This is a genomic window from Providencia sp. TYF-12 (assembly GCF_041344805.1).
Classification (GTDB): Bacteria; Pseudomonadota; Gammaproteobacteria; order Enterobacterales; family Enterobacteriaceae; genus Providencia; species Providencia huashanensis.
Map to the genome: position 1 here is coordinate 3,065,698 of NZ_CP166833.1, position 22,128 is coordinate 3,087,825.

At 42.1% G+C, this 22,128-nt stretch carries 20 protein-coding genes; 9 read left to right on the forward strand and 11 right to left on the reverse strand.

Features of this window, described 5'->3' with window-relative positions:
- Nucleotides 1–142 precede the first annotated feature (142 nt).
- The 3 genes from ttrA to ttrB are packed head-to-tail and all read right to left on the reverse strand — an operon-like array spanning nucleotide 143 to nucleotide 4,975.
- Nucleotides 143–3,217: a tetrathionate reductase subunit TtrA gene (gene ttrA / locus ABE954_RS14035; protein ID WP_371025488.1), complete on the reverse strand. Its 3,075-nt coding sequence runs from the start codon at nucleotides 3,215–3,217 to the stop codon at nucleotides 143–145.
- Nucleotides 3,210–4,256 carry a tetrathionate reductase subunit TtrC gene (gene ttrC / locus ABE954_RS14040; RefSeq protein WP_129466687.1) on the reverse strand — a complete coding sequence of 349 codons (1,047 nt, stop codon included), beginning with the start codon at nucleotides 4,254–4,256 and terminating at the stop codon, nucleotides 3,210–3,212. Before ttrC ends, ttrA begins: the two co-directional genes overlap by 8 nt.
- Nucleotides 4,238–4,975 carry a tetrathionate reductase subunit TtrB gene (ttrB, locus tag ABE954_RS14045; protein WP_042847974.1) on the reverse strand — a complete coding sequence of 246 codons (738 nt, stop codon included), beginning with the start codon at nucleotides 4,973–4,975 and terminating at the stop codon, nucleotides 4,238–4,240. The genes ttrC and ttrB overlap by 19 nt, the downstream gene beginning before the upstream one ends.
- 254 nt (nucleotides 4,976–5,229) lie before the next feature.
- On the opposite strand from ttrB, the gene ttrS reads away from it, so the two are divergent.
- The 9 genes from ttrS to ABE954_RS14090 all read left to right on the forward strand — a co-directional run bounded on the left by ttrS (nucleotide 5,230) and on the right by ABE954_RS14090 (nucleotide 15,704).
- Nucleotides 5,230–6,987: a tetrathionate respiration histidine kinase TtrS gene (gene ttrS, locus ABE954_RS14050; protein ID WP_071547921.1), complete on the forward strand. Its 1,758-nt coding sequence runs from the start codon at nucleotides 5,230–5,232 to the stop codon at nucleotides 6,985–6,987.
- Between the two features lie 126 nt (nucleotides 6,988–7,113).
- A complete protein-coding gene (ttrR, locus tag ABE954_RS14055) occupies nucleotides 7,114–7,710 on the forward strand; it encodes a tetrathionate respiration response regulator TtrR (RefSeq protein ID WP_048606760.1) in 597 nt (198 codons plus the stop codon).
- Between the two features lie 65 nt (nucleotides 7,711–7,775).
- The gene (locus tag ABE954_RS14060; protein WP_042847977.1) at nucleotides 7,776–8,720 is read left to right on the forward strand and encodes a Kdo(2)-lipid IV(A) acyltransferase; all 945 of its coding nucleotides are present in this window, start codon (nucleotides 7,776–7,778) and stop codon (nucleotides 8,718–8,720) included.
- A 141-nt stretch (nucleotides 8,721–8,861) separates the two neighbouring features.
- Nucleotides 8,862–10,088, forward strand: coding sequence for a multidrug efflux MFS transporter MdtG (mdtG, locus tag ABE954_RS14065; RefSeq protein WP_042847978.1), 1,227 nt, complete (start codon nucleotides 8,862–8,864; stop codon nucleotides 10,086–10,088).
- Between the two features lie 382 nt (nucleotides 10,089–10,470).
- A complete protein-coding gene (locus ABE954_RS14070; RefSeq protein WP_042847979.1) occupies nucleotides 10,471–12,000 on the forward strand; it encodes a peptide MFS transporter in 1,530 nt (509 codons plus the stop codon).
- Nucleotides 12,001–12,156: 156 nt separating this feature from the next.
- Nucleotides 12,157–12,945: a PhzF family phenazine biosynthesis protein gene (locus tag ABE954_RS14075; RefSeq protein ID WP_129466689.1), complete on the forward strand. Its 789-nt coding sequence runs from the start codon at nucleotides 12,157–12,159 to the stop codon at nucleotides 12,943–12,945.
- A 273-nt stretch (nucleotides 12,946–13,218) separates the two neighbouring features.
- Nucleotides 13,219–14,637 carry an FAD-binding oxidoreductase gene (locus ABE954_RS14080; protein WP_042847981.1) on the forward strand — a complete coding sequence of 473 codons (1,419 nt, stop codon included), beginning with the start codon at nucleotides 13,219–13,221 and terminating at the stop codon, nucleotides 14,635–14,637.
- 106 nt (nucleotides 14,638–14,743) lie between these two features.
- Nucleotides 14,744–15,097, forward strand: coding sequence for a hypothetical protein (locus ABE954_RS14085; protein WP_042847982.1), 354 nt, complete (start codon nucleotides 14,744–14,746; stop codon nucleotides 15,095–15,097).
- Between the two features lie 202 nt (nucleotides 15,098–15,299).
- Nucleotides 15,300–15,704: an acyl-CoA thioesterase gene (locus tag ABE954_RS14090; RefSeq protein ID WP_166685244.1), complete on the forward strand. Its 405-nt coding sequence runs from the start codon at nucleotides 15,300–15,302 to the stop codon at nucleotides 15,702–15,704.
- A 158-nt stretch (nucleotides 15,705–15,862) separates the two neighbouring features.
- Here ABE954_RS14090 and ABE954_RS14095 read toward each other — a convergent pair whose 3' ends face one another.
- The 8 genes from ABE954_RS14095 to ABE954_RS14130 all read right to left on the reverse strand — a co-directional run bounded on the left by ABE954_RS14095 (nucleotide 15,863) and on the right by ABE954_RS14130 (nucleotide 22,050).
- Nucleotides 15,863–16,477, reverse strand: a complete 615-nt coding sequence (locus ABE954_RS14095; RefSeq protein ID WP_371025489.1) for a tail fiber assembly protein — start codon at nucleotides 16,475–16,477, stop codon at nucleotides 15,863–15,865.
- Nucleotides 16,477–17,703, reverse strand: coding sequence for a hypothetical protein (locus ABE954_RS14100; protein WP_371025490.1), 1,227 nt, complete (start codon nucleotides 17,701–17,703; stop codon nucleotides 16,477–16,479). Before ABE954_RS14100 ends, ABE954_RS14095 begins: the two co-directional genes overlap by 1 nt.
- A gap of 8 nt (nucleotides 17,704–17,711) precedes the next feature.
- Entirely contained in the window at nucleotides 17,712–18,368 is a 657-nt protein-coding gene (locus ABE954_RS14105) for a DUF2612 domain-containing protein (RefSeq protein ID WP_371025491.1), read from the reverse strand.
- Nucleotides 18,365–19,552, reverse strand: coding sequence for a baseplate J/gp47 family protein (locus ABE954_RS14110; protein WP_371025492.1), 1,188 nt, complete (start codon nucleotides 19,550–19,552; stop codon nucleotides 18,365–18,367). Before ABE954_RS14110 ends, ABE954_RS14105 begins: the two co-directional genes overlap by 4 nt.
- Complete coding sequence (locus ABE954_RS14115; RefSeq protein ID WP_105881011.1) at nucleotides 19,552–19,896, reverse strand: hypothetical protein; 345 nt, start codon at nucleotides 19,894–19,896, stop codon at nucleotides 19,552–19,554. Before ABE954_RS14115 ends, ABE954_RS14110 begins: the two co-directional genes overlap by 1 nt.
- Entirely contained in the window at nucleotides 19,896–20,648 is a 753-nt protein-coding gene (locus tag ABE954_RS14120; protein WP_371025493.1) for a Gp138 family membrane-puncturing spike protein, read from the reverse strand. Before ABE954_RS14120 ends, ABE954_RS14115 begins: the two co-directional genes overlap by 1 nt.
- Nucleotides 20,645–21,595 (reverse strand): hypothetical protein, encoded by a 951-nt coding sequence (locus tag ABE954_RS14125; protein ID WP_371025494.1) that lies wholly within the window; start codon nucleotides 21,593–21,595, stop codon nucleotides 20,645–20,647. The genes ABE954_RS14120 and ABE954_RS14125 overlap by 4 nt, the downstream gene beginning before the upstream one ends.
- A 62-nt stretch (nucleotides 21,596–21,657) precedes the next feature.
- A complete protein-coding gene (locus ABE954_RS14130; protein WP_371025495.1) occupies nucleotides 21,658–22,050 on the reverse strand; it encodes a hypothetical protein in 393 nt (130 codons plus the stop codon).
- Nucleotides 22,051–22,128: the final 78 nt, after the last annotated feature.

Sequence of the window (22,128 nt, forward strand, 5' to 3'; positions counted from 1 at the left end):
GGAGGGCTCCCCCTCCCAGGCATTTGCCGAAGTTACAGTGTGGTAATCTCACTGTGTTATGCGCAATGTCAACTGCTTAAAACAGATTGCTAATGATGAGACTATGCAGCCCCTCACACACTAACAACCCTTACTACTTCTTTTAACCAATGAGCTCAATTCGAGCAGGTAAACCTTGACGTACAGAAGCACCCGATACCCAATCTAACCATGTATTGGCGACTTCCCTTGTTGGGTCTGCAAAACCTAAATCGTTTAGATTGATCCCTGAACCATTTGCAGCATTCATTGGCATCGGTTGGTCATCTAAATAATGCTGTTTCGCGCCCATTTCGGTATGACCATAGCCATGTTCAATTGCAAGTACTCCCGGCATCACGCCATCAAGCACACTCACTTGAGCCTCTGCTTGGCCACCCGGTGTGGTAATACGTATCCAATCTCCGTGTTTAACCCCCACTTTTGCGGCATCATCAGGGTGAATAGCAACAAGATTAGTAGGTTTAACATGACGTAAGCGTTCAATTACTGTTGTCGAACTACTCATCACATGGGATTTGAATGACATTAGTTTCAATGGCCATTCTTTTTCTGGGAACACCACATTCACATCGTCACCATTTGCCATACGCGGTGGGTAATATGTAGGGCAACCACTGTAACGTTCACCGGTGATCGCGTGGCGATTAACGGCCACAGTTGGGTTCCAAATTTGTAAGCCTTTTTTCCATTGCGGACCAGTTGCATCGCCATCCCATGCTTTTTCATATGGTGCGAAACGGCCACCTCGCGTAAAGATATAAGCAACACGGCGAACTTCTTCAGGTTTTAGCGTATTGGTGATCGCAGGTAAAATACGTTCTACCCCACTAATTTGGATATCTTCCGAAGCGGCTTCTGGTACTGGTTTTTCACCTAGCCACGCCATATTCGCAGCAACACGTAAATAATAATCTTCCGCTGTATTTAGTGAATGCAGGTTGCCATCCATATCTTCAATCACGTTGTCGCCAAAACCAGGTAACCCCAATTCTTTGGCAACTGCAATACAGAAGCTTTCCATCGATACGGGCTGACCATCTGCCGTTTTGGCGGTACGTGACTCAACAATCGGCCAACGCGCTGTACTCGCTTTAACTTGAACCCCTGACCAAGGAGCGCTAAAACCCCAACTTTCAAAATTATGGGTATCCGGTACGATATAATCTGCCAGCGCAGTGGTTTCATTCATAAAGGCATCAATACCGATAATCAACGGAAGGTGTTTTGGATCTTTCAGTTTTTCTTCCATCACTTGGCGGATACCCGCGATTCCATACACCGGGTTGGTCATATTGGTGATCCAAGCTTTTAATGCATAAGGATACCCCATTAATGCTGATGCCAGCTGCTCAGTGAGTTGCCCTTTAGCAAACGGATACCAAGGTGCTTTTGCAGGATACGGATTTTCCCCTGCCGCAAGGCGCGCTTTGAACTCATCTGATTTTTCATACACTTCATTACTACGCGATAAAACAACGCCTTTTGGTTTTACTTTGCCTTTGTAGCTGGCAATTTTGTAACGTGGACCATCCATTTCACCGTTGAATTTACCGCCCCCAACGGACACACCACCTTTCAAGTTCAAGTTACCAATCAATGCGTTAAGCATAACGACTGACCATGCAGTGTAAAAGCCATTACCGCCCATCATGCCGCCATGAGAAATAACGGCAGCTTTTCTATCATATGACGTTAATGCTCTACCTAATGATTCAATGGTTTTCACTGGAACATGGCAGCGATCGCTATATTCTTGGAGTGTCATACGATTGGCCGCTTCTTTTAAGCATTGGAAGCTCGATTTTACGGTAACTTCACTGCCATCATGCAATGTCACTTGGCGAGTGACAAACAACTCTGCGGCTGGGACTTCACTGGCAAGTTTCAATTCACCAGACGTATCTTGGACGACATAAGCTTTTTCATCGTCGCCTTCGCCAGTAAGATAAGATGAAATTAATAATTTGCCTGCTAATGGGTGAGCATCATCAGTAATGACTAAATGCGTTGAGTTTGTCCAACTTTTCTCCCCCATCGCTTCCATTGATTTCTCACTAGGCACGCTAAGGTACTTGGCATTATAACGCTCATTTTCAATGATCCAGCGGATCATTCCCATGACTAACGCTGCATCAGTTCCGGGTTGTACTGGCACCCAGTGACCATGGTCATTAGCCAGTGTGGTTGTCAGTGGTAGCGCAGGAGAAACCACCACATAGTTAAACGAGTCACGCAGACGTGCTGTCGCTAACTGGCGACCTTGGCGTTTAAATGGGTTACCTGACTGAGCTGGTGAGGTTCCAAGGAATAATGCAAAACGAACGTTATCCCAATCTGGTTTTACGTGCGCATTTTTGTTTAAGTCATCCATTAAAGCACCCGAACCGGCGCGATAAGCAAGACCGCAATAGGAACCGTGGGCACCGAAATTTTTACTGCCAAACGCGTTTTGAGCAAAGCGACGAATAAACCCATCACGCCCGTCGTCCCCTGCGTTAGTTACCAGCAGCTGGTTCGCTTTGGGGCCCAATTTTGGCTGTGCTGGGTCAAGTGGCGTTTCAAGGTCACGAATAGCTCTTAAACCATCAACATGGCCTTCACCAAATAAATCACCGCCTTCAACAACTTCTTTAATTAATTGCTCAAAACTGATGCGTTGCCACTTGCCCTCTCCACGTTTACCAACACGTTTCATTGGTTCTAAAATACGCAGTGGGCTAGTTAAACCTTCCATTAAGGTTGCCCCACGCGCACAAGCGGTTGACCGATGTTCTAGCCCTGATTCCCCGCTCATTTTATTAAATGCAGTTTTCAGCGGCATTCCATAAGGAAAATGCTCTTCGTGTGATAATGGGTGATAAGGGTTACCTGCGATACGTAATACTTCATTTTTAGCGGTATCGACACGGGCACGAATACCACATTGTGTCCAACAACCAAAGCATTGGGTCATTGCAACTACTTGTTCCGGGTTTTCTTGCCAGCCTTTAGTCGCCTGACCTTCTGGTCGCAAAGAGTTGCCATTAATGCGGTCAAGAGTGACTTTACCAGAAGTGCCGTTAGCTAGCCCATCGACTGCGCGTTTGGCCACATCTCGGTAGCTTGCACCAAATAATGCGATACCACCAACTACCAAACCACCTTTAAGCCATTGACGTCTTGAGAATTTAGCCATGTTGCACTCTCCCCGCAAACCAGCGAACACCTTCACGAACAATAATTGTTAACGCAATCCATAAACCAAATGTTCCTACGATAGCCAATAGTCCATCGGTTCCCAGTGGGAAATGATATGGGTTAGCGATAATGTTATATTTTGGTACAGCTTGAACTTCCATTAGGAAAATCCAACGTAATGTCCAAGCAAAAGCCATCGATACTAATGCTAAAATGGTAATGTAAGGGACAGAGCGAACGGCTTTTACATTACTCGCAGACATTCCGAAAGCCACTAACCACAGTGCACATACCCCCATTAGCATCCACCAACCTGGGCTCGCCATGTCTATTTGTTGGCGTACAGCAATACCCGATGTGGTATCCCCTGAAAGCCATAGCGCAAAACAGACAGCAAATAGTAACAATGTAATCACTTGGAAGCGTGCTAAACGGTTTTGATATTGGGGCTCACGACGAGCACCGAGTCCAATCAATGCAGGCAGAACCTGTAATGCACTCAAGAACATAAGTACTGGCATCCACCAGCTGTTCCAGATTGGGCGAGCCGTTAATACAGATGCCTCACGACCGGTATAAAGTAGCAGGCCAATTGCCGATAATGCGGCAAGCAATGCCACCCAACGCGTCGCTTTAAAGTGTTTTTTCCAAATCATTTTGACGATTAAAGCAACAAAGTATAAGCCGATAAATGTGGTAAATAAGGGTAATAATACAGAGCCCCACCACATCCAAGACCATAACGTTGGGTGTGCATAAAAATGCCATACTCTTGCGGTTTGGTGTAAATCTGCCGTTAGTGCAAGCGGTGCAGTGATCCCCATTGTGATAGCAATAAATACGGAAATCATTTCTAAGCGGCTGTTTTCACTTTTGTTTTGCCAATGTAAATAACAGGCATACAGCACCGCGCAAGAGGCGATTCCAATAAAGAAAAAGTATTGTACCGCCCAAGGAAGCCAAAAAAATTCTTGTGGCTGAGCCATCATTTCAGAAATATAAGTCACTTGGCCATTCATCAGAATACCTCCTGCCATAACGCGGGCTGCCCTTTACCTTGCAGCGGCTGAACAAACGCATCATCTAAACCGAGATAGAATACTTGCGGTAAGGTGCCACTTTCTGGCTTGAGTACTTTAATTTCTGCTTCATGCTCAGTCAGCATTTTACGAATAGTACTGTTAGGGTCTTTTAAATCACCGATAATGCGAGCCCCACCTACACAAGATTCAACACAAGCAGGTAATAAACCAACTTCTAAACGATGAGCGCAAAACGTACATTTATCTGCAGTTTGGGTTGAATGGTTGATAAAACGCGCATCATATGGGCAGGCTTGTACACAGTAAGCACACCCTACGCAACGTTCATTATCAACGACTACTATGCCGTCTTCCCGTTGGAAAGTTGCTTGAACAGGGCATACGGGTACGCAAGGAGGATTATCGCAGTGGTTACATAAGCGAGGTAGAAGTACATTGGTAAACCCTTCTTCGCCCTTAACCGCAACTTGATATTGGTTAACTGTGGTTCTAAATTGCCCTTGAGGGGTTTGGTTTTCAACAGAGCAGCTGACTGTGCAAGATTGGCAACCAATACAACGACGTAAATCAATCAACATTCCATATCGTTTTTCTGGATTGCCTTCTCTACGCGTAGGAGAAAAATTTAGGCCAGCTTCTGCAATGGGAATTAATGATGCTCCCGCAGTCACAGCCCCAATTTGTTGTAGAAATTTTCGTTTACTCAGATCCATAATAGGCTCCAGTACTGACATTGCTAATGCGAAAATAAAAGTTATTAATCAATATGTTATTTGTATTGCATGTGTTATTGACAATGAATACAGTCTCGTTAAGATAACCACTGAAATTGTTATTTCTCTTTAAAACTACTGTATTATCTTGATAAAACTTGTAATGCCATTGTAAGAAGAGAGGCACCACCGCCCTATTGTGGTTTACCACATACCCGTAGCTAAATTGATCTAACGCAACGAATAAGCCAAATATGTTAAAAAAAACATCTATACCGTTGTATCACATACTATTAATTACGCTGCTTATGTGGTCCTTACCGGCCATTTCTGCACAATGGACTATCGGGGTACTGGCTTTGCGTGGGCCCAGTACCACACAATCCCATTGGCAACCATTAATTGACACACTCAATGATTCTATTCAGGGGGAACGGTTTACTTTATTGCCGTTAAACCTTGATGAAATGAAAGAAGCTATTTCTAACCGCAAAATTGATTTTTTACTGACCAACCCCGCGCAGTTTATTCAATTAGATAATCGCTATCACTTGCGCTGGCTATTATCATTACGTTCTGATGTCGAACCAAATAGCACCACCCGTAATGTGATTGGCAGTTTGATACTGGTACGAAAAGAAAGTGATATTTCTGACGTAAAGCATTTGATTGGTAAAAAAGTCGGTGCCATTTCACCTGATGCCTTTGGTGGTTACTTATTAGGCTATAAGGTATTAAGAGATATGGGGTATGACGCGGCTAAAGACTTTCAAATGCAGTTTTTAGGGTTCCCTGCGGATGCCCTATTATATGCACTACGGGATGACTCATTGTCTGCTGCCATTGTCCCTGTCTGTTTATTAGAAAATATGCACAGTGAAGGGCTAATTGATAAAACCCAGTTTCGTCCGTTAATTCAGCATCCAAGTTCATTATCTTGTTTAACTAGTACCGAGCTATACCCAAACTGGTCTTTCGCCGCATTAAGCGATGTTCCAGACAATTTGGTCGATAAAGTCACTAAAACGTTACTTTCAACGGATAATACCACTATGCGTTGGGGGGCTCCTGCCTCAGTCACTCAAGTCGAAACTTTGCTCCGCGATGTGAATCAACATCCACAACAGCGACAAATATGGCAAGATATCGTCAGTTGGACCATTCAAAACCAAATTACTATTAGCCTTGTTGCGTTGTTCTTTGTTTTACTAGGCGTAAATCACATTTGGATTGCCTTCTTAGTTAGGCGCCGAAGCCGGCAACTCGAAGTGGCGCACAACCGCTTACGAGAACAAGAAGCCAATTTACAAAAAGCTCAGCGATTAAATATTTTAGGCGAAATGGCATCGGGCTTTGCCCATGAACTGAACCAACCTTTATCTGCCATTCGTCATTATGCGCAAGGGTGTATCTTACGCCTTAGCAAGGAGTCAAATAACCACCCACTCATTAGTGCGTTAACTAAAATCGATGACCAAGCGCAACGTGGTGCAGACATTATTCGCAACTTACGTCTTTGGGCAGGGAAACCGGGTCAAGACCCAGCGGTAACATTAAACCAGCAATCAGTGAGGCAAGCCATTAATCATATCTGGCAACTTTTACGTGTAGATCAGCACTATCCAGATGCAAAATTGCTATTACCAGAGACACCTGATGTCACCCTGACTTTGCCCGATACACTGCTTGAACAACTCCTTTCTAATTTAGTGAGCAACAGTTTACAAGCCGGAGCCACAACCCTGAGCTTTGGTTTTCACTTTGCACAAGACCGCTTTCTTCTGGTTTTACAAGATAACGCAGGAGGAATGCCGACCGAACAACTAGAACAAGGGATCATCCCATTTCATACCACTAAAAAAGAAGGTTTGGGGCTAGGGTTGGTGATCTGCCAGCGTTTGATCCAAAGCCAAGGCGGCGATATTCGCATTGAAAATAATATCACTGATGAAGGGTTAAATGGCCTACGAGTGACCTTAATTTTCAACTACTATAATAATTCAATAAATTAAGCATGTTTTGCCACACAATTGATAACATTAACTTTAAGTCTATGTGACAATAGCTTTATTAAGACAATCAACGCTCATCAGCTAATACTTTATTTTGTCCCCCTCTAAACTACGAGGTATAAATTGATGCCAGTTATTCATCTAGTGGATGATGACACCGATGTGACCGATGCTTGCCAATTTTTACTAGAAACCCTTGGCTATAGTGTCACCGTGTGGAATGACAGCGAAACATTTATTCAGAATGCAGCCCTTCATCAAGAAGGGGTGGTTTTGTTGGATATGCGTATGCCTAAACTGGATGGTCGGCAAGTTCATCGGTATCTTAGGGAGCAACAAAGCACGCTAGCGGTCATATTTCTGTCGGGTCATGGCGATATTCCAATGGCAGTGGAACAAGTTAAATTAGGGGCTGTCGATTTCCTGCAAAAACCGATAGATAGCCAACTACTGGCGAAAACCCTTGACCAAGCGCGGGCGCAAACAACAAAGGCAACTGAACGTTATTTATTAAAACAACGTTATGAGACGCTCACTCCCCGCGAGAAAGACATTTGCCACTACGTTTTGCAAGGTTTGATTAACCGTGAAATTGCCGAGGCAGCCTGCGTTTCTGTACGAACCGTTGAGGTTCATCGTTCGCGAGTAATGGAAAAAATGGCGGTACGTAACTTAGCTGAGTTAATGAGTACCATGCAGGCGGTTAACGCTTTAAACGAATAATTTGATATAATTTAACCTAGTCTTTTTATTCATTAACCATGACTAACTAAAATATTCGGATACTCATGATATTAGCCCCAAAATTTCAAAAACGTTTTCTTCACCCTCGTTACTGGTTAACATGGGTGGGTATTGGCATCTTATATCTGCTTGTTTTATTGCCTTATCCCGTTATTTATTGGCTGGGAACTCGTTTAGGTCTACTGTCGATGCGCTTTTTAAAGAAACGGGTTCAAGTTGCTGATCGCAATCTTGAGCTATGCTTTCCAGATATGAGCTTAAAAGAAAGGCAGCTCTGTATCGACAAAAATTTTGAATCAGTCGGTATGGGGCTTTTTGAAACCGGTATGGCATGGTTTTGGCCTGATTGGCGAGTCCAGCGTTGGGTTAAAGTTATTGGGGCTGAAAATGCAGCCGCAGCACGAGAAACAGGCCGAGGGATTATCGCCCTTGGTGTGCACTTCCTAACTCTTGAGATTGGTGCCCGGGCTTTTGGAATGTTAAACCCAGGGATCGGTGTGTATCGGGCTAATGACAATGATTTACTCGATTGGCTGCAAACTCGTGGCCGCTTGCGTTCTAACAAATACATGCTTGACCGCAAAGATATGAAAGGAATGGTGCGTGACTTAAAAAATGGGGAAATTCTCTGGTATGCCCCTGATCACGATTATGGCCCACGTAACAGTACTTTTGCACCATTATTTGCCGTAAAAAATGCCGCGACCACCAATGGTTCACAAATTATTTTGCGTCTTGCATCACCTTTAGTGGTGCCTTTTACGCCAAAGCGTTTACCGAATGCAAAAGGCTACGAATTAATCATCCAGCCAGCTATAGATAACTTCCCTATTGAAGATAACCTTGCGACGGCAACAAAAATGAATCAAATCATTGAAAAAGAAATCCTTAGAGCGCCTGAGCAATATATGTGGCTACACCGCCGTTTCAAGACGCGTCCCGAAGGAGAATCTTCTTTGTATGGGGATTTAGATAAAATACACCATTAACTTTTAGCTGTAGTTCATTACCTTAATTCATTCTTTCTCCTGAATAATTTGACCTACAGCTAGGTGACACTTTGAAGCCCCTTTAAAATTTCGTCGTATAAGGGGCAACTAAGTGAAGCCAGCAATACTGAAGGACAATGTATGACAGGAAAAACAGGCTATTGGAAACGAAATCTCTACGTTGTGTGGTTCGGGTGTTTTTTAACCGGTGCCGCCTTTAGCTTGATTATGCCTTTTCTCCCCCTTTACATCGAGCAACTCGGTGTCAAAGACCATGCTTCGTTGAACTTATGGACCGGCGCAGTTTTCAGTATTACCTTCTTATTTTCAGCCATTGCGGCACCATTTTGGGGGCGCTTGTCCGACCGTAAAGGGCGTAAATTAATGTTATTACGTTCTGCCTTAGGTATGGCTATCGTGATGGTATTAATTGGCTTTGCGCAAAATATTTGGCAACTACTGGCTTTAAGGGCATTACTGGGCCTGCTAGGTGGGTTTGTCCCCAATGCCAACGCACTGATCGCCACTCAAGTCCCAGTGAAAAAAAGTGGTTGGGCAATGGGGGTTCTCGCGACAGGTGCGGTCAGTGGGGCTCTGATTGGCCCACTGATTGGTGGCTTACTTGCTGACCAATATGGCCTACGCCCAGTATTTTTTATCACCGCCACCGTCTTATTCATTTGCTTTTTTGTCACTCTTTTCTATGTACGGGAACGTTTCACCCCTGTTTCACGTAAAGACGCACTGTCAGGTAAACAAGTTTTTGCTTCATTACGCAATAAAAACCTAGTGATTAGCTTGTTTTTCACCACCATGATTATTCAAGCCGCTATGGGGTCAATAAACCCTGTTATCACCCTCTATGTCCGTGACCTATCCCATTCTTTAGAAAACCTCGCGTTTGTCAGTGGGGTTATTGCCTCTATACCTGGCGTAGCAGCTTTAATTAGCGCTCCGATGCTAGGTAAGCTTAGTGACCGAATAGGCCCTGAAAAAGTTTTACTTGCGGCACTAGGTACCTCTATCTTCATTCTATTTCCTATGGGCCTTGTTGGGAGTTATTGGGAATTAGGCTTTCTGCGATTTATGCTCGGAGCCTTAAATGCGGCGCTCTTACCCGCAGTGCAAACCTTGATTATTTATAACATTTCTCACCAAGTTACCGGGCGAATTTTCAGCTATAACCAAGCACTGCGCGATGTCGGCAATGTGACAGGGCCTTTAATGGGGTCATTTGTTGCAGCAAGTTATGGTTTTAGGGCGGTATTTTTCTTCACATCCGCTTTGGTTCTCGTCAACTTAATCTATTCATGGTTAGTCATCAGGCGCCAGTCCGATGACTTACGCGCATCACCTTCAGACCCGTAACTAACAAGCTATTTATTGCACAAAAACCCGATGATTTCTAAGCTTTACTGACTTACCGAGTGAAAACCTAACCAGAAATAATATAACCAATTGTTTTTAAACAACTTAACCGATTCAAAAATCTTTCTTTTATTGTCAACAAAAATCCTGTATCTTCCCCTACCTTATCGTGAAAAATGAGAGTTATATCGAATTTTCACCTTAAAATATAGCCTTTTACTATAAATTCATTCTGTATATAGGCAATTCTATAATAATGTATGTTAAAAATATGTTTCCGAACTGAAAGTTAACATATCAATAATAATTGACACTCAAGCGCTCGGCTTGGTGTTTTAAATCATGCACAACCTCTCAAGAGATAATTTATGGGAGTTCACAGATGAATAATTCTGCGACTAAAACAAAAACTTTTTTTGGGCATCCATACCCATTGAGTTCGCTTTTCCTCACAGAAATGTGGGAACGTTTTTCTTTTTATGGTGTTCGTCCGTTACTTATCCTGTTTATGAGTGCGGCATTATTACAAGGCGGAATGGAATTACCCATTGAACAAGCTTCCGCTATCGTCGGGATTTTTGCTGGCGGTGTATACATCACGTCATTACCCGGTGGCTGGTTAGCTGATAACTGGCTAGGGCAACGTCGTGCGGTATGGTATGGCTCATTAATTATTGCATTTGGGCACTTATCCATCGCAATGTCCGCCTTTTTAACCAATACTTTCTTTTTCGTAGGCTTATTACTGATTGTCTTGGGAACCGGGTTATTTAAAACCTGTATTACCGTTATGGTCGGTACCTTATATAAGAAAGAAGATACACGCCGTGATGGCGGTTTCTCTCTATTTTATATGGGGATTAACATGGGTTCATTCATAGCCCCATTAATCATAGGCCCATTGCATGAAAAGTATGGCTGGCACATAGGTTTTGGCCTTGGTGGCGTAGGTATGTTAATTGCTTTGCTTATCTTCCGCTTCTACGCTATTCCACAAATGCGCCGTTATGATAAAGAAGTCGGCCTCGATTCCACATGGAACCGCCCTACTGTTCAACGCAAAAATGTCGGTAAGTGGGTTACATTATCGATGGTGCTGTTAGCTATTCTTGTCGTATTAATCGACAACGGAACGATCCCATTTAATGCTTCAATGATAGCCAAAAGCTCGGCTTATGTAATTTCCGCTTGTGTGGGTCTCTATTTCTTATTTATGTTTTTCTTTGGGGGCTTAAACAGCAGCGAACGTTCTCGCCTAATTGCCTGTTTAATTTTACTGGTCGCAGCGGCCTTCTTCTGGTCAGCATTTGAGCAAAAACCAACCTCTTTTAATATTTTTGCTCGTGACTATACTGACCGCCAAATGGGCAGTTTCGAAATCCCTACTATTTGGTTCCAATCAATTAACGCGTTATTTATCATTCTGTTAGCACCGGTATTTAGTTGGTTTTGGCCTTCGTTAGCTAAACGCAACATGAACCCAAGCAGCATGACTAAATTTGTGATTGGTATTTTATTTGCTGCTGCTGGCTTTGCTATCATGATGGTAGCCGCAAACCAAGTTCTCGCCACTCAAAGCGGTGTATCCCCATTTTGGTTAGTAGCGAGCATTTTACTGCTTACATTGGGTGAATTATGCTTAAGCCCTATTGGGCTTGCGACAATGACACTATTAGCGCCACAAAAAATGCGTGGGCAAGTCATGGGCTTATGGTTCTGTGCTAGTGCATTAGGTAACCTTGCTGCTGGTATCATGGGCGGTAATATCCGCAAAGACCAATTAGATTCTATGCCTGAGTTATTCTCTCATGTTTCTATTGCGCTGGTGATCTGTGCCATTGTTTTAGCTGCACTGATTATCCCTGTCAGAAAAATGTTGAAAAATGCCGATAAAAACGAAGCTAATGCTTAATCACAAGTATTAATCACCAAATCCCGTTAGCTAACAGAGCTAACGGGTTTCTCACGTTATAATACCATTCACCATAATTAGCTTATTATTTTTTAATAAAATAGACGCTATACTGCCCTTCTTTCATCCTCTTTTCGCCCATTAGGGAAGCCTAAAATGAGCCTTTCATTGCCAATTTATTATGTTGATGCCTTTACTGATACGCTTTTTCACGGTAACCCCGCCGCTATTGTTTTACTTGATGACTGGTTACCGGATGAAAAGTTAATTGCAATTGCAGCCGAAATTAATTTATCAGAAACCGCTTTTTTAGTCGGGCACCATATCCGCTGGTTTACACCAAAAGTTGAAGTTAAATTATGTGGTCATGCAACATTGGCCGCCGCTTTTGTACTTAACGAGGTATTAAAACAAAATAATAACCCTCTCACATTGACGTCTCTTTCAGGGGAATTAACTATCACACCAAGCTCTCGAGGATTTACCCTCGATTTCCCAGCCCTAAGTTCTATACAAAGTGAACCTACGCAATATCCACAATTAGAGGAGATCCTTGGTGTGGAACTTCAAGAGCTTTGGATAGCAAAAGACCGTTACTTATGTTTCCTTGAAAACGAGGAACAAGTCCAATCCTGCCAACCTAATTTGTTCAAATTATCGCAGCTTCCACTACCTGGATTAGTTATTACAGCTAAAAGTGCTGAACAGGGTTATGACTTCGTTTCTCGTTATTTTGCTCCTGCAAAAGGGGTCAATGAGGACCCAGTAACGGGTACCTCACATTGTGCAATAGCACCATTGTGGGCTAATCGGTTAAATAAATTGCAGTTAGTTGGTAAACAACTTTCAGCGCGAGGTGGTGTTATGCTTTGTGAACTCACGGCTAATCGCGTGAGATTAACAGGTAAAGCCACTTTATTCCTAACAGGAAAAATCCATATTTAACCTATAAATCAACAAATTAAAAATCATTTTATTTTTCCTTTTATCCAGTCAACTCGCCGATAACATCCTCAATGGATGTACAAAGTATCGGCTCCCCACCTCCTTGCAATAAACAATTAAATATTTTTTTAACATTTAATTAATAGTTTTAATTATTCATCAAACTAGTTTACACTTATAATTATTATTAAAAATATAATTACAATTATAAGTATTACTAATTGAAGCATTGATTAATTGTTAAAACTCATTCAATACAAGGAACTCAATAAGATGGCTATTACTAGAAGAAAATTTCTTATCGGTGGTGCAGTTGTTACCGTTGCTGCTGGTGCTGGAATTTTAACTCCAATGTTAACTCGTGAGGGTAGGTTTGTTCCCGGTAAACCAAGATATGGTTTTGTAGAAGGAACAGAAGGCGCGTTACCGCAGCAGGCTGACGTAGTTGTTATTGGTGCTGGAATTCTAGGAATTATGACCGCCATAAACCTTGTTGAGCGCGGTTTAAATGTTGTGGTAGTTGAAAAAGGGAATATCGCTGGGGAGCAGTCTTCACGCTTCTACGGCCAAGTGATTACCTATAAAATGCCTGATGAAACATTCTTACTCCATCACATTGCTAAACAACGTTGGAGAGAAATGAATGCTAAAGTCGGCGCAGATACCAGCTATCGCACACAAGGTCGCGTTGAAGTTCCCCTCGATGAAGAAGACTTAGTTAACGTCAGAGAGTGGATCGACAGTAGAAATAAAAACGTTGGTTCAGATATTCCTTTCAAAACACGTATCATTGAAGGCGCTGAGTTAAATCAACGTTTGAAAGGCGCACAATCAGACTGGAAAATAGCTGGCTTTGAAGAAGACTCTGGTAGCCTAGATGCAGAAATAGCCGCTTTTGTTATGGCTGATTATGCGAAAAAGATTGGGGTTAAAATTTACACCAACTGTGCAGCGCGTGGCTTAGAAACACAAGCTGGGGTCATTTCTGATGTTGTGACTGAAAAAGGGGCAATCAAAACTTCCCGTGTTGTTGTTGCTGGCGGAGTTTGGTCTAGACTATTTATGCAAAATCTAGGTGTTGATGTCCCAACCCTACCTGCATATCAATCACAGCAGTTGATCTCTGGCTCCGCAACGGCTCCTGGTGGTAACGTCGCTTTACCGGGTAATATTTTCTTCCGTGAACAAGCCGATGGCACCTACGCAACGTCACCTCGAGTGATCGTTGCCCCTGTTGTTAAAGATTCTTTCGTGTACGGTTATAAATATATCCCTCTGTTATCTATGCCTGATTTCCCTGTTCATATTTCCTTGAATGAACAATTGATTAATTCATTCACAGAGCCAACAAGCTGGAGATTGGATGAAGTTTCACCATTCGAAAAACACAGAAATATGACTGCATTACCAGACTTACCAGAATTAAATGCTTCATTTGAGAAACTAAAAACTGAATTCCCAGCCTTTAAAGATTCTAAACTTATTGACCAATGGAGTGGTGCAATGGCTATCGCGCCGGATGAGCACCCTATCATTTCTCAAGTCAAAGAGTACCCAGGTCTGGTAATTAATACGGCAACAGGCTGGGGTATGACAGAAAGCCCAGTTTCGTCAGAAATCACAGCCGACCTGTTACTCGGCAAAGAACCTATGTTAGATGTTAAGCCATTTAGCCTGTACAGATTTAGCTAATATTTAATTATCCCCCAAGAAAACCCTTATATTTTTTAAGGGTTTTCTTGTTGCCTATTCTAATTCTATTCACTAACATTCTAGACTTAATTCAAATGGAGTGATTATGAATAAGTTAATATTAGGGATAGCTATTGCACTGGTCAGTACTGTCGCATTTAGTGAAAAAAATTATACGGTTGAACAGCTAGAAAGTCTGATTGCTGCAAATAATAAACCGTCTATATTGGTACCTTCTTTAGATGGTTCAATCGCAAAAGATGACTTCCCTACCTGCAAATCAGGGCTGATAGAGTGGCTCGACGGTGTAAAAACATACCCAGTTACCATCGAAAAAGATATTGATGGCGAATTTTCAGCCACCATTTGGTCTGAATCGAAAGCTTTTCTTGTTTCCTGTGTCAAAAGCGGGGATAAAGCAAAGGCTATTCGTATGAGTGCCGAATATTCAGATAATTAGAGGTTACCCACCTCACAATAATCTTAAAGGCATATTAATAAAATAATAGGTCTTTAAGATTTCCTTATTATTTTTCTCATTAACAAAAAAAACGTCACTGGAACGATTCACTTCACATTTACAGATGAATTTATTTGTAATGAGTATTACACTTACCTTTTAACATTATTTATACACTAAGTAACAACTGTAAGGCTGAACCATGAGTTCCATTGCTGATGATGTCATCGCACAAAAAATTGAACAATCAATTTCCCGCGTCTCTAAAGTCGTGTTCCCAACCACCACTAACCACCATAGTACTTTGTTTGGCGGTACTGCACTCGCTTGGATGGATGAAGTTTCCTTTATTACTGCTACGCGTTTTAGTCGTAAACGCCTTGTCACCGTTTCAACAGAAAAAATCAACTTTACCCATCCAATTCCTTCGGGAACCATTGTAGAACTCGTTGGCAAAGTCATTCGAGTTGGTAGAACCAGTCTAACAGTCAATGTCTCTATCTTTTTAGAAGATATGTATTCTGAAGGTCGTGAAGAAGTGATCCATGGCCAGTTTAATTTCGTCGCTATTGATGACAATGGTAAACCCACCCCACTTATTGATTAATATAAAGTTTTAATGAGTTAAAATAGCAAGAAACACATTAATGGACACAGCGATGGACACATTATTTTCTTGTATCGTTGTATAATTAGAATGGCAATCTTATGACATTGGGTGTGATGAGAAGCCGCTTTTTACAGCGGCTTTATTTTTGGTGGGAGTTAAGGTTTTTTAGGCCAGTCAATATCTGGCGCTATTGATGTATCTATATCAGAGGCTTTGATGCTGTAAATTTCCCACTGCCTAAGAAGTTCAATTTCTTCATCGGTTGCCATTCCTAAACGCACTTTGCGCTCAAGCATTAAGATATTTTGCTCTGCCTCTTCTAACCGCTGAGTTTTTTCCTGTTCTGCTTGTTCGACTAACATAGCTTTTTGGGCTTCAGTATCTGTCACCCATTTTTTGCCGTTCCACTTATCAAATTCTGTTTTCGGCTCTAAAAGAGTTAGCGTATCGGGTAAATCGCCAATGAAATCAATTGCAATCGGTTGACCGTTTTCCGTACTGTAAGCAATTTTCCCGCGATAGTCAGAAACCTGTAACCATGATTTTTCGTCGTCACTGCGAATAATAGCAATGCCTGATTTAGTCGGAATTTCTGGCTTGTCTAAGTAAGCATCAGCGACGACTGAACCACCGAACGGGACATTATCTAATGATGCGCGAGTATATTCACGAGTCACTGAATCACATAGATAGATTTCGACCCATCCCGCTACGGTCGCTAAACCTTGCTCGTCCAATTGTGCTTTTTGAATTTCAGTTGTGTATTTCATTATTTCATTCTCGTAATTAAAATTTTTGCCACGTTTTTCATGCGAAATTCGTTTGCTGTAGGAACTTGATTTGATGCATTAAATGAAACTGTTCCGAGTATGTTATTGTTCCCTTGTGACATGGTCTGACTCGAGCTACCTTTCGTAAACACACCAGTCGCTACCCCAGCGCTATCTGTACGCGCAGTAAATTGCCCCGTAAGGTTCATCATTGCATCTTCTTGATATGTTCCAACTGTGCGCCCTTGGTCTTTTCCTCTGCCGTTATCTGCCGCTCGGATTGCGTACCCACGGTCATCAGGTAATTTCAATGATGGAAATACTTTTGCGAGTTCTGGATAATCAGTGGCTGAAAAAGAACGTCCCTCATTAGCCCAAAAATTTTCGGGTATTGGTGCGGATGTATTCCAAATGAGAGTCGCCCCAACAGGCACTATTTTATTGAGCGATCCAATCGCTGAATCAATATCACTTGTGTGAGCAAGTGTGCCTGACTTATCTTGTAGCGAGTGATTCCGCCAAGTACTTGCCCCCTTTAGCTTGCTGTTGATGCGTGGTGTATTTGTATTTGCATCAATTTGAATCATAGTTTCAGTTTTTGAGCTACTAAGCTGTATTACATCGCCTGTACTATTTACATTCCCACCAACAGTAATCCCCCCCGTCAGAATCCCCCCAGATTTATCAAACTTCCCATTAAGCCCGTTGTTTAATGCTGCATTGGTTGCGTAGTCGCCCGCAGGGGCATAATTTCCTTTAGGTTGATATCTGCCGTCTGATTCAGTTTTTGAATAGCTGTACCCAATTACTGCAAGCTTACCAATTTCTGTAGTAAACAAATTCAGACTAGGGACTTTGTCGTTATCGTTGCCTTTCTGACCTGAAATGTTCGCCTTATCGAATTTTTTATTAAGCTCTAAATTCATTGCAGCGGTAGTAACATACCCTACCCCTGAAATGGTTTGCTTAATCGCTGCAACTAAGCGATTTTTAATACTGGCAACATCACCATTATCAAGCAAATCTTTATTGTCCGAATCAACAATAAATTGAGCTAACGCGCTAGACATAACAGACGACTGTCGCCAGACTGTATTAAGCTCTTTTGATTTGGCCACGCCGCTAATAAAGCCATTAAAACGAGCCGCGAGCCGTTCGTACTCCTGATTTGAAAGCACGTTTGCCCCTTCGGCTATACCGAAAGGCAGAAATTCATTCTTAGCCATAAGACCTCTTAAAGTGGAACCGCAAAGCCGCCTATATCGAAGCCGGCTATGTAGTTATTGGATATGTCGAATCCAAACATGGGGGATTTAGGAACAGAATTGATGTAATAATGATTAACTTGAACACCTTCGGGCTTAACACCGAGATAGCCTTGCTTAACAATCGCCTTAGTAACGTTATCGACATAAGAGCCTGTAATAAATACATCCATGCTCATATCTAAGTTATCGATAAAAAATAATTTGGTATCTTTATCAGGAAGAAGTGAATCATAAATATCCATCAATGATTCAGTTGTGCCATCCCAATGATTAGCCTTAATTTTAACTCTAATTATAGTTCGGTACGTTTCATCATCTAGTTCAGTAAACCCACTATCAGAGTCGAAAGCACGCTGCCAAAAACCCTCATCAAGACCGACTCCGTCACTATCTAATGCAAAATACACCCCTGCAATTGGCGTCTGTATGTATCGGGATATACCAACCCACTCACCAATGATATCTAGCTGAACACCTACAGCGTCATCCAACGAAAAATAATCATTTAATTGTCGAGCAAAACTGGCTGTTTCAGCTAGGGATTTAGTGATTAGATTGATGTGATTGCAAAATTTATTGGCGACTCGGTGTTGAGAGGTGACCAGTTTGAGATAATTTCTCATGTTGTCACTATCTCCACATGTTCAATGTTACTAGTCGCGAACTGGTGATATTTCAGGGTAATGTTATTTTCAGTGACACCACCAGCAGACAGCCCTATTTCGAGTTTTGAAATATAGAAAGTACCACCTTCTGGGTCTGACTGCAGGTTTGCTGGTGAAAATAGCTTAGTACGATAAATATCAGTGCCAATCTCAAGATTATTTAAGTATTCAGCCACTGCCTTTTTAATTTTATCGCCAACTAATGTTGTGTATCCCTCAAAAGCCTCAAGTGTTATTTTAACAAATATAGGCACACTTTCAGGTCGACTAAAGCGAATGGGTAACGTCACGCCATAGTGATTTGTCACAATAGTTTCTATATTTCCAAACGTACCTGTTCCGGGCGTTTTCTTTAGTGCAATAACCTCAGCGATTGTTTTTGCATCGCCACCATCCACAATCAATGCAATAGAGTGAGGGGAAATACCTCTACTATCTGTCAAACTTGTATCATTCTCAAATGCCGCTAATCTAGCAACGCCGACTATTTGGCTCACTGAACCAATCACACCATCGAGTACAGTTCGTGAAGGCAAGGCAACAGACTTACTACGACGAATACGCAAGTCGCCATCGGTTTCCACTTTTCGACCAGGGGTTGCTGTTGCGATATTAGTGACTGATTGCCAGCCCCGGGTTGGCGTACCAATTTGATTAACCTCCCCCGGTAACGCAATAATAGCCCCTGCCTTTTGATTAATCGCTGTCACGGTAACATCACCATGTGTACCTATCACAACTGATTCGGGAAGTGACCAAATATTGCCTGATACGTCTTTCACTGTCCCATCACTAATCACTGTACCAACTTGACCTGTAATTAACACATCAACCGTTGAATTTGATTGAGGGTTACGTGATAACCCATTAATGGCCACATTATTTGATAGCGCTTGTCCTGTAGACGTTGACGGGCTAAATGAGTTATAGGCCGTTACGGCCGCATTATTCGCATCCTGAATTGCCAGCGCATAGATTGCTAACATCTGACCATCTTTACTATCAGGCTCAAGATAAACATCATTACCATATATTTGCCGAAATAAATCTTGAAGCCGCTGAAGTATAGTTGGGTAATCGGGTGAGGTGATCCCTTTTTCTGTTATCACCGGCGCAAGTCCAACCGTTTCGATATTTAACATTAGCCCTCACTTTTAATGCTCGTTGTGCCGTACAGGGTTTCTATCATTGCTGTGATAGTTACCTTTCGTGTTGATGTATTAAGATCCACACCAAAATCGAGGATTTTCACCACTCCCTGCGTACCTTGAATGATTTCTTTTATCGAGAGCGCATAACCTTGAGCAACATGCTTCCCTAGCCCTTTTTGAGCATGAGGTGTACCAATGCGATCATCAAGAAACCATTCCTCTAACCAAAGTCTCAAGCGACTTTTTACCGCTTGAGCTACCGTTTCTGGGGTGTTAATAAGGAATTGGTTTGAGCCGAAGGTATAATCACCATCGTCTTCTTTGCGATATTGCATTACTTAGGCTCTCCTGTGTTGCCACCACCAGTTTGAACACCACCGTGCTTGTGTTTAGTTAAGCTTATGCCACCAGCCGTAACATCATTTTTCACAGTAACAGGTCCATTCATATTGGCTTCACCGCCACTCTCTCCCATACCTTGTGATAAATTGCCGTTAATTGTGACATTACCGTTTAACACAATTTCTGGTGAGTTGATTTCGGTACTACCTTTTGCTGTTGCGGTTAGTTTGGCAGGGGTAATAACGGTCACGTCTTTACTTCCCGCATTAATAGCAACATACGCACTACCGTCATCACTTCGTAGCTGAACTTCAGAGGTACTAATTCCGCTAATTTTTTGCGCTTGTGACTGTGGGCCAACTAATGCGAATCCATCTGATAAATTATGCTTTCGGGGGTCTACCGCTTCCTGCACGCCACCACTTTGCCACCAATAATCAATACAGCGGTCAGCAAAGATAACCAAACACTCATCCCCAGTTTTAATTGGAAAGGTTAATGTTGCCCCTCCTCCTCGAGGAAAAATAACCGGTACATCCACCAGCAAGGGAAGCGGGACTGTTTTATCAATACCATCTTCATTGATTCGCCACTTAATAGCCGGCTGCGCTTCAATCGTTACCGCATCAGGGTTAAATGACTGCACAATACAAGGCAGCGCAACAAACAACCCTGACATCACGCTTTCTTTCATCAATAAAAAAGGCGCTTCTGGGCGCCCTATTCGTTCATCATTGGTGATCATTCTTCTACCGCCATTGCTTGTATTGCCGATGGACTTAGCTTAGTTTCAACAGAACGGGCTATACAAATTAACTCCTGGTACCACGTATTGCCTCGTGTATCACCGTAATAGCTCACATTGATAACTTTATATTCACCATCAATATCAAGTGGTGACGGTTGTTCTGTTGTGCCGTCGTGACTACCATATAACCCGATTTCTTTATTCGATAAGCCGGCTAAATTAATGCCTGAATTATCCAATTGAATTAATGTTCCGGGCTTAATGTTCGGATTTATCATGCAGGTCACATTGATACCGCCACCAATAGTTTGCTCCGGAGTTCCAACAAGACCAGTCTCATAATTCAATATGATTTCATTGATGTAATTAGACTTTGGTACAACTTCAAGGCTATTGCTGGAATAACGCCAATCCGCGTCGTTCTGCGCCGCAAAACGAGTCATTTCATCACGGTGCATACCAAACAACACCTTTCCCCGTGGCGCCACCGTATCAGTGAATTCACCTCGCATACCCGCCAGCACACCGTATTTTTCAACACTTTTCATCAGTGCTTTATCAATCGTGTCCTGTGTGTATCCGCTAGCAATTGTGGTAGACACTATCGCGTTATTATATGCCTGATCGCTTTCCGCTGACTGAATGACTACATAGGTATCTGTCACACTGTCACGACCAGAATAGGTATATTGGATCTGACCAGAAAATATTTGGCTACTGTTATCTTTATAACCAGCAACTATCACTATTTGCTTAAATTCGTACTGACGCAGTTTATTTTCAGTTTCTTTATTTAAATTAAAAACTTTAACAATCGCCGTTGTTGGATAAGCGAAATTAGGTCGAGTGATATTAAATGTGACCCTCAACTCAGATAAATCGATGCCCTTACCGTCGCTGTCAGCAACGATAATCTGACACTCACGGATCCAGTTTTTTGACATGTAGACTCCGATTTTTGGCATAAAAAAAAGCCGCGCTAGGCGGCTAAACTAGAAAATACTTATTACTTACCTAGATACGTTTTACAGTCTGAAATTAAAAAATTAAAACCTTTATTTTCTCTTACAATAATCATAGGTCCGTAATGCTTATCAACTGTCATGCCATAAATATTATTGGTTTCATTTTTTTCTTTTGTTATGCCATAGCCAGCGGTATATCCATCAGCTCTAATAAAAGGCAAATTCATATTTCTACGTTTATTTTCATCGCTTTCACTCAAGCTAAAATGCACATTTTTCCCATCATCATTAATAGATGTTATAGTCACATCTGCGAAAGCTATTACATCAGTTTTCAATAGCTCATCCATATTGATGATTTCATGTGGCAAAGATCTAACAAAACAAAGGTAACGACCATCTTTAGCTGACATGTTGTAATTTTCATCAATCATCCAGCCATCGAACGCCAGTGAATAGAATGGCAATAAGACCAGCATTAGCAGTGTGTGTCGCATCTAGTTCCTCGTTTA